Origin of the sequence: Actinophytocola sp. (genome assembly GCF_036002505.1) — a bacterium.
Classification (GTDB): Bacteria; Actinomycetota; Actinomycetes; order Mycobacteriales; family Pseudonocardiaceae; genus DASYTH01.
This window is the reverse complement of the sequence record NZ_DASYTH010000055.1, coordinates 1-8,288: the sequence shown is the minus strand read 5'-3', so window position 1 is coordinate 8,288 and position 8,288 is coordinate 1. Positions and strand designations below refer to the sequence as shown.

Below are 8,288 nucleotides of genomic sequence, written 5' to 3'. Positions count from 1 at the left end.
GTCACGCCGTTGTCACAGACGACCGGAAACGCCTCGCCCGGCGGATCGGCGGCGGCGACGCCGCTGGCGCCGAGTACTGTCACTCCGGCAGCCACGGCGACCAACGCGACGCGGCCGGATACTCGCTTGATCTTCATGAGTGCTCCTTTCTTTGCCCGCGCGGCTGGCGCGGGGCGCGGGGTAGATCTGTCAGAAATAGCCCTCCCGGGTGTGTCGTAGCTCCATCACCGACGTCTCCGCTCGCCATCCTTCACGGCAGTGTCGCGAATGGCATCGACGGAATGAACGAGCTGATCCGACGATCATCCATCGAGCATGCCCGCGTCCCCGTGTCGCTCTTGGGCGCGAACGCGAGGCACCGCGGGATGCCGCTTGGCAGCCGTCTTGGGAAGTCCGGTACAGCAGCGAAGTACTGCAACGCCACCAGCGTCACCGGACCACACCGTGACCGCCTGACCTCGTACGACACCGCATGAGGCCGCGTCGCCGACAGATCGCATCGAGGTGATCCGCCGAGCCACCCTGCTAACCGGTTGCTAACGAGACTCGTCGGGACGGATGGGATCAGCCGGACCGAACAGCCCCGGCAGACGATGAGGCCGGCGCTGGCCTGGACCCTAGGGGACCGGGCGGACGCGGGGGACTCAACTTGACCACCTAGCGATCCGGCTTGGCGGAAGGTCGGGGCGATCTCCTGGGCAGCCGATTCAGTCGTCGGCAAGACCGCACGAGCCCAAGTAATCGCTGACAGCTCTGATAGAGGTCAAGGCCACTCCGTGGCCCTGCACTGCCGCTATGAGTAATCTCGCGCTCATCTGGCCGCAGGTCGGAGCGAGCGTCGGTCAGCCTAGTTAATGAGCCATTCCGATTAACGGCCTGAACACGTCAGGTAGCCGTCGCCGGTCGTCGAGTGTGGACACACCCGAACCTGTTGCGGTGCAACGAGAAGACGCAGAACCCCGGTATGAAGTGGTCCTCTCACAGAAATTCAGTAGGGTCCTGCGCAGCTATGAGTGTCACATACACCGCCACCCTGCCCGTAGGTGAACACACCGTGTTGTTCCTGTCCGGTCTCCTGCACGCCGAACGGCGACGGCTCGGGACCAGGGCCGGAACAAGGGTGCTGGGCTGCTACCGGCAGGCGATCCTGGTGCTGCGCTGGCTGCTCGACGGCACCCGGATCACCCAGCTGGCCGCCGACAACCAGGTCAGCCGCTCGACCGGGTACACCTACCTGCACGAAGGCCTCACCGCGCTCGCCGCCCACGCTCCCGGACGGCCGTCGGTGCTGCTCGCGGCGAAGATCGCCGGCTACGCCCACGTCACCATCGACGGGACCCTGATCGAGACCGACCGGTGCCGCACCCCCGGACCGACACCAGGGGTGGATCTGTGGTGGTCGGGACGGCTGGCCGCTGTGGACCTCATGGCGTTCCTCCGTGCCAAGAAGTCGTACGAGAACCGAGAGCGCCTACGGGCGCCGCCGGGGTCTCGGGCGGAGCCGGCCACCCGCGCCGTTGATCGACGAGACGTCGACAGAGCCGCAACGGCGGGTGGCATGCATCGAGCATCCTGAGCATGGCCCATGGCGCGCCCGCCCGCTACCACGCAACGTCTCCATCTTCACGGGGACCACCGCGCCGGCCTGGCCGATCGCGCCGCCGCCCGGTCGCCGACACACGAGCGATGCCTCCGGCGTCCAGGGCTACCCGCCCTGGACCCGGGCGCTCCGGGATGGACCGGCACCAATTGGCGTCCCGCCGCGCACCAAAGGCAGCCAGACCGCGTCCGCCTGGTCCAGGTAGTTCGTACGGTGGGGCGCTCCACCTGGACCAGGCGGACGCGGCCCGACCGGGCGAAGCCTGCGCGACGGGATGCCGGATCCCGGACGGCTGATTCAGCAACGACAAATCTGGTAGTCGGCCTGCAGGGCGGCCGGCTCGGGAGGCGGTGGCGAGATCTGCGAGCATTCGAGTTGTGGCGCGTCACGTGTTTCTCGTCGGAGGTCCCAGCCGGGTTGGCAAGTCGTCGTTGGCGCACCGGCTGCTGCTCAGCGATGGGATCCCGTGGTTGCCCACCGATGTCCTGCGGACCGTACTGCGGCGGGTGCTGCCGGAGCTTGACGAGCTCGACCAAGGCGACGTGCCAGGCACGGCGGTCGGCGACCTGATGTACCCGCACATCGAACAGGCTGTGGAGGTATGCAGCGAGGAGGCCGAGCAGTTCATGGTCGAAGGACCCGAAATCGTGCCGGCGATGGTCCCGCGGCTGGCGGCGGCGCTGCCGACGGTCACGATCCGGGCGTGTTTCCTCGGCAACACCCGATTCTCCGGGGACGATCTTGCCGGCTACCGTGGGCCGAAGCCCCAGCACGCGGGTGCCACCCGCACCGAGCTCGACGCCGCCGCGGCGTGGATCCGCCACGAGAGCGGCCTTCTTCGTCGAGGGTGTGGACGCCTTTCGCTGCCCTACGTCGATGTCGGTGATCTCGGCTTCGAGGCAGCGATGATGGAGGCTCGCCGCCACCTTCTCGGCCGACAGTTTCTGAAGCACGAACCGCTTGCCCCACGCACGCTGAGTTGACAGCAACCAGCGCTGCCGGACGCCTCCCAGTGCTGACACCCACACCGCGTTGACCGGTTGTCGTGATACGTGATGGCCGCCTCTACTGTGCCTCTTAATCCGATGGTCTGCCGTTCGATTTCGACGTGATGCCAACACCGGCACGATCAACGATCGTGGGGAGAAATTGGGGAGACGATCTTGCCGGTCTTGCCTCCCTCGCCCTCGGTAAACCAACGAACACCACCGTTCTGACCAGCGCGTATTCGCGTTCGTCCTGGTCAACTCCTGGTGTTGACCATGCTGGGGTCATCCATGAGGGAGCGTGGCCGGTCAAGTCGGGCACCAACCCGGCCGGATCGCGCTACAGCCGGGCCGCGACAACCGGATCGAGAGACGCGGGCACGCCGGTCATATCGCGAGATTCTTCCGAGTCCCGAACACGTCCTCCAAGGGATGTGCTGGCGGTGATCCGGAGGTACCTTTTCCTTGCGCCGCACGGACATCCCGGCAGCGTCGTCCGGGCAGACGCTCACCCCTCGTCGCCACCCTGTTGTCCCGCCGTACCGTCGTCGCAGCTCCGCGATACCCGCGGCCGGCACGGTGCCGCGTTGTCGGCTCCTCCACCGGCCCGGCCGGTGTGGCGGCTCGGGCGGGCGCCGCCCGGGGTTCTGTCCCCGGCCGTGGGCGCAACTGGGCTTGTGCGCGCCACAGCGAGCGGACGGAGGAAACATGCAGGACCCGAACACCCTGGATGGCGGGGGCCAGGTAGGCGGAGCGCCGCCGTCGGCGGCCGCGGAGACGGCGAGCCAGCCGGTAGAGGCGTCGCCCGCGATCGTCGACGCCGAAGCGCCTTCCCTCGGCGGCGATGCCGTCGCCGCGGCGGTCGAGGTAACGCCAGCGGAGGAGCAGGCGGGTGAGGCGACGGCGGCCGAGGAGTCGGCGGCCGGGGAGGTGCCGGCCAACCTCGCACCCATCGACGTCGTGGCGGTACCCAGCGATGTCCCCGGTGCGATAGCGGAACCCGTGGCTGAGGACGTACCCGTAGAGGAGGCAACGACCGAAGAACCCCCGACAGACGAGACAGCCGTCGTGGAGAGCGAGTCCGCAGCCGACGAGGAGCCCTCGGCCGGTACCGCGGTGGACGAGGCGGTCGGCGCGTCGGGAGAACCGGCGGCCGAAGCGGTCGAGGCCGCGGACGAACCAGCGGCCGAAACCGTCGACGAACCGGCCGACGATGCGACCGACGAGCCGGCGGCCGAGGCTGTCGGCGAGGCTGTCGGCGAAGTCGACGAGCCGCCTGCCGAGGCGCAGGACGAAGGGCTCGGCGAAGCGACCGGACCCATTCCGGCCGAGACGATCGAGACACCCGCCGGCGACCTCACCGAAGGCGTCGGCGAGGCGGCCGAGGAAGGTACCGGCGAAGCGGCCACCGAGGGCGTCGGTGAAGCGAGCGAGCCGACCCCGGCCGAATCCCCGCAAGCACCGACAGACGAAGAGACCGAGGGCGCCGAGGCACTCGTCACCGAGGCCCTCACCGCCGAACCGACCGCTGCCGAGGAGAGCGCCGCCGAAGACGCGGCAGCCGACGAAACTGCCGCGGAGACTCCGGCGGACACTCCCGCAGACGCGGCCGAGTTCGTCGGCGATACGATCCCGCCGACCGACCTCGAAGAGGCGACCGGGGCCGCCGAAGAGAGCGAGGTCACGCCCGTGTTCGACGAGTCGGTCTCCGACATCGTCGATGCGGAAGCAACCGAAGAAGCCCCGGCGATGGAAGAGGAAGTGGCCGAGGCGGCGCAGGACACCGAAGACTCCGAGCCGGTGGGCTCGACGGTGGCGGTCGCCGAACCGGCGGCGACCGACCGACCGCAAACGCGCGGGGTGTGGACCGACGAGCAGGTCGAGGCCTTCCGGACCCGGCTACGCGAGGTGACGGCCACGTTCGTCGACAAGGCCGCGGCCGCCGTGATCGAGACAGTCAACGCCGTCGCGGCCGCGATCCGCTCGCGTACCTCGTCGGACCGTCGGGGCGACGACAGCCGCAGCTGACCAGACACATCCGAGGGGGTGAGCGGACGCTCACCCCCTCGCCTCGTCGTCGGCGTGGGGGCCCGCGGCACACGGGCCGCTCATTCCCAGTTGGCTGCCGGGACCGCCGTTCAGCGGGGAGTGGACCTGGCGACGCAGCCCGCGGTCACCACCGCAGAACTCATCCGCTGTCCACCACGCGGCCGGATGCCGGCTTCCACGGCACCAGTCAGCATCCGCCGCCAGGGCAATCATCGTGGCGAACCCGACCGTGGCTTGAGCATGCCGCCGGGGCCTTCGACTACCCGGGTCAAGGGTCGTGGGTTCACATCCCGCCGTCCCGACAAGGAAGACGCTCGGGCCTGCGGGTGTCGACGTAGGCTAAGCATCGAGAGTGGTGGACGAGCTAGCGGTTCACCCCCCGCAACCCCTCACTTTTGCGAAATCCATGCCGCGTGCCAGCCCTTTGACACCGGGCTGGCATAAGCGAGGTTCGACTCCCGCCGGCCTCTTTTTGAGACGGCGGGAGTCGAACCCGCGCGGGTCTCCGGCGGGAGTAGCCCGGGAAAGGCCGTTCACCAGCGCGAATGGCCCGTGCTGGTGGTGGAGGAGTCGGTCGTCTTGGAGTAGCGGACGAGGGAGGCCAGATGGCGCAGCCGTATTGACCGTCGTCATCGGTCCACGCTTCCTGTGCCACAACCGGACATGGCGTATCGAGATCGGCCCGGCGGGCCACGACGTGCGCGACGAGTTTGGTGTTGGGCGCGGTGCGTGCGGGTGAGGTGGCGGGCCTGATCGCGGCGTACCGGGCGGTGTGCCTTGGCGGCCGATCTGCGGCGGGCGCTGGGCCTACCCGGGCTGGCCGGGGAAGCCCTCGCCGTGACGGCCGTGAGAGCGAGGCCGGAAAACCCGGTGGCGCGGGCGACCCTTACCTCACGGCGGCGGGCGCGGGTCGGTTGACGCGGCTGCTGGCGGGCGGGACGGGTCCACCGCCGGGGGTGTGCCGAAACACCGCCCAGCGACCGGCCCCGGCGGCGGGCCGCGCGGTGTCCGCGGCTGCTTCGCCCGCCCGAGTGTCAGCGAGGCACGCCGGTTTCCCCGCCCCGGGTTAGGGGGTCAGCAGGTCGCAGATCTGCAGAACGCGGCGGGCGGCGCCGGACGGGTTGGTGACGAAGATCCGGCGTTTGCGGGTGCGGGCCGCGTTGCTGGCGGCGATCAACGCGCCGAGTCCGGCGCAGTCGAGGAAGGTGACACCGGCGAGGTCCACCTGCACGTCCTCGCCCAACGGTTGGCTGATCGCCTCGACGAGGGCGTCACGCAACAGCGGGGCTGACCGGAAATCCAGGTCGCCATGCACCCGGACGGAGCTCGGTGTGGTGTAGCTCAGGGTCGCTCCCACGTTTCCCACCACCGCATCGCAACGGCTGCCGGCTGGTCGGCCCCGTCATGTCCCGCCTGTTCGGACGGCTGTCACCGGGTCGTCACGTGCCCCTTACGGACGCGGACGGGCGCGGTCGGGTGTGGCGGCGAGGTGGTAGGCGAGTTGGGCACCGCTTGTGACTGTGTGAACACTTATCACGGTGGCCGGAAGGATGTCGGTCATGCAGTGGGCGGGCTGCCGGAATTCACTACCGCAGCCCACAAGCGGTGGTTCTCGAACGCAGCGTCGGGCGACCGTGGCGACCGTGTCCAGCCTGGAGCACGCCCTGGCCGGGGTGCTGACCGACCTTGACCGGCCGCTGGTGGTCGACCTGGCCGAGTTGGCGGACTGTGACGGCGCCGGAACGTGCATGCTGATCGCCGCCGGCCGGGTGACCGCAACGCGTGACCGGCACGACGTGCAACCCGTTGCGGCTGGCCGCCCCCACGTCTCATCTCCACCGCCTGCCGGCGGCACTCGGGGTGCTGGAGGCGGTACCCGCCTTCCACACGATCGACGCACCTGGCCGCCCGCGGCCGTCTGCTGGCCCGAGGACGCTCAGGCGCCCGGAGACGATTCAGCGAGCGCGGATTCCGGCTGGTCGAGGCCAGGACTGAGCCGGTAACCGGTCACGAGTTCCGGCTCAATGCGGACCACGCAGTCCATCGCACGGTCCACCCACGGCCGCAATGCCTGTTCGTAACGGGCAACGTCGGCGGGGTCGCGGACCAACCGCGCCATGCCCGTCACCACCACGCTCCAGCCGGTCCTCGCCTCCGTGTCGATGCAGTCCGCCTCGTAGGCGACCACCACCTGCCCGCCCGGCATCGCGGAGGTAATACCAGAGCCGAGATGGCTACGGATGATCACAGCGCCATCATCGACGATGTGGTTGACCGGCCGGATCGCCGGCAACGCGCGCAGCGTGAAGACCACCCGGCCAAGCGGTACCGAGGCCAGCAGATCCATGCACTCGCGCCGCGTCAGGGCAACCATCGGCCACCACCCGTCACCAATCCTGCGACGCCGTCGTACCCACTGGCCCGCCCTCGCGCCGCCAGCCCCTCATCGTGCCGGCCAGCTGACGGCGCGGCCAGGGCCGAGTCTCCCGAAGCGGCGGGACCTTCGGCCCTGGCGGTGCCCGCCCGGCCTTCACGCCAGCGGCCGTCCCGTCGCCCCCGACTCGATCGTGACCGGCTTCTGGGGTGGCCAACACGCCCTCGCTGACAGCCCCGGTCCGCGGAAAGGCAACCATCGTCCTGATCCAGGAACGATGCTCCCTGTCCGGTTGCCACGGCGCTCGGCTGGGCCGCCGCATCGAATCGTCTTCAAGGAGATCCAAAGTAGCTCGACTGTCCACCGAGGACCCTGAAGTCGGGTGACCTGCTCGAACGCCAATCCGAGTTTCCTCGGTGTGTCGTCCAACGGGGTTGCAAGGCGTCATGGCTATGCGCCTCCACTCGCCCTGCGCTGGTGCAGTTGACCAGGTCGGAGCGGGATCGGTGTTGGCCAGCGCCAGAGCTTGCTCGAGCTCGGCGAGCACGACCCGGACCGGCCGTGCCACCCTGGGGTGGCCGTCGTCGGCTTGTTCGATCAGCTAGCGGCAGGCTACTTCCGGCGCGTCGCCACGTCGCCGGTCGTGGCTTCCACGCCGGCCGGCGCGAGATCACGTCTGTCGCGGGTCGCGGCCTCGCCATGGGCGAGCCGTAACACCGGGAAGTACTGCCGTTGCGGGCGCCAACTGTCCAAGATCTGTGACCGGGCGTGGGCAGGCCTACGCTGATGTTGGCAGGGACGGGTGGCAGCCGCCGGCACGTCGGCGCGCCATCCGATCGCATCGGTGGGACAGGAGGCAGCAATGGACGAGCACTTCGTCTGGATGACAACCCGCCGGATCAAGCCAGGCACGTTGGCGGACTTCGAGCGGGCGTGGCGGCCGGACACCTTCCCGCAGGGCATGCGCCGCGCCTACGCGTACTGGTCGGAGGACGGGCAGGAGGTGGTCGGAGTCTCGTTCTGGGCCTCGAAGGAGTCGTGCGACGCCTGGCGCGCCTCCGAGGCGGAGGCACACCGGCGCGAGGCGATGACCCGCTACGTCGTGGACGAGCGCGAAGCCTTCTACCGCGGTCGCGAACTCGCCCTGCCGGCGCGATAGCCGCGGCGGCACTCGAGGCTGCTGCCATATCGTGACCGGCCCTCAGCGGGCAGGGAGCGCAGTGTTGCCTGCGTGTCGCGGGTGAGCCTTCCACGCATCGCGGTGGAGATGAATCCGGGT

The 8,288-nt window shown here is 69.4% G+C and carries 5 protein-coding genes and 1 pseudogene; 4 read left to right on the top strand and 2 right to left on the bottom strand.

Features of this window, described 5'->3' with window-relative positions; genetic code table 11:
• Window positions 1–1,009: 1,009 nt before the first annotated feature.
• From VGR06_RS04165 to VGR06_RS04155, 3 genes and pseudogenes are all read left to right on the top strand, one after another.
• Window positions 1,010–1,414: pseudogene (locus VGR06_RS04165) on the top strand (IS5/IS1182 family transposase); the annotation flags it as partial.
• Window positions 1,415–2,106: 692 nt separating this feature from the next.
• Window positions 2,107–2,583, top strand: coding sequence for a hypothetical protein (locus VGR06_RS04160; protein WP_327557598.1), 477 nt, complete (start codon window positions 2,107–2,109; stop codon window positions 2,581–2,583).
• Between the two features lie 711 nt (window positions 2,584–3,294).
• The gene (locus tag VGR06_RS04155; RefSeq protein ID WP_327557597.1) at window positions 3,295–4,614 is read left to right on the top strand and encodes a hypothetical protein; all 1,320 of its coding nucleotides are present in this window, start codon (window positions 3,295–3,297) and stop codon (window positions 4,612–4,614) included.
• 1,087 nt (window positions 4,615–5,701) lie between these two features.
• On the opposite strand, the gene VGR06_RS04150 is transcribed toward VGR06_RS04155, so the two are convergent.
• Both VGR06_RS04150 and VGR06_RS04145 read right to left on the bottom strand, forming a co-directional pair.
• Window positions 5,702–5,992, bottom strand: a complete 291-nt coding sequence (locus VGR06_RS04150; RefSeq protein WP_327557596.1) for an STAS domain-containing protein — start codon at window positions 5,990–5,992, stop codon at window positions 5,702–5,704.
• 579 nt (window positions 5,993–6,571) lie between these two features.
• Window positions 6,572–7,009, bottom strand: coding sequence for a pyridoxamine 5'-phosphate oxidase family protein (locus tag VGR06_RS04145; RefSeq protein WP_327557595.1), 438 nt, complete (start codon window positions 7,007–7,009; stop codon window positions 6,572–6,574).
• 862 nt (window positions 7,010–7,871) lie between these two features.
• On the opposite strand from VGR06_RS04145, the gene VGR06_RS04140 reads away from it, so the two are divergent.
• Window positions 7,872–8,168 carry a hypothetical protein gene (locus VGR06_RS04140; protein ID WP_327557594.1) on the top strand — a complete coding sequence of 99 codons (297 nt, stop codon included), beginning with the start codon at window positions 7,872–7,874 and terminating at the stop codon, window positions 8,166–8,168.
• Window positions 8,169–8,288: the final 120 nt, after the last annotated feature.

Coding starts and splice junctions, on each gene's coding strand:
- VGR06_RS04140 (WP_327557594.1), top strand. CDS start 7,872: ATGGACGAGCACTTCGTCTGGATGACAACCCGCCGGATCAAGCCAGGC.
- VGR06_RS04145 (WP_327557595.1), bottom strand. CDS start 7,009: ATGGTTGCCCTGACGCGGCGCGAGTGCATGGATCTGCTGGCCTCGGTA.
- VGR06_RS04155 (WP_327557597.1), top strand. CDS start 3,295: ATGCAGGACCCGAACACCCTGGATGGCGGGGGCCAGGTAGGCGGAGCG.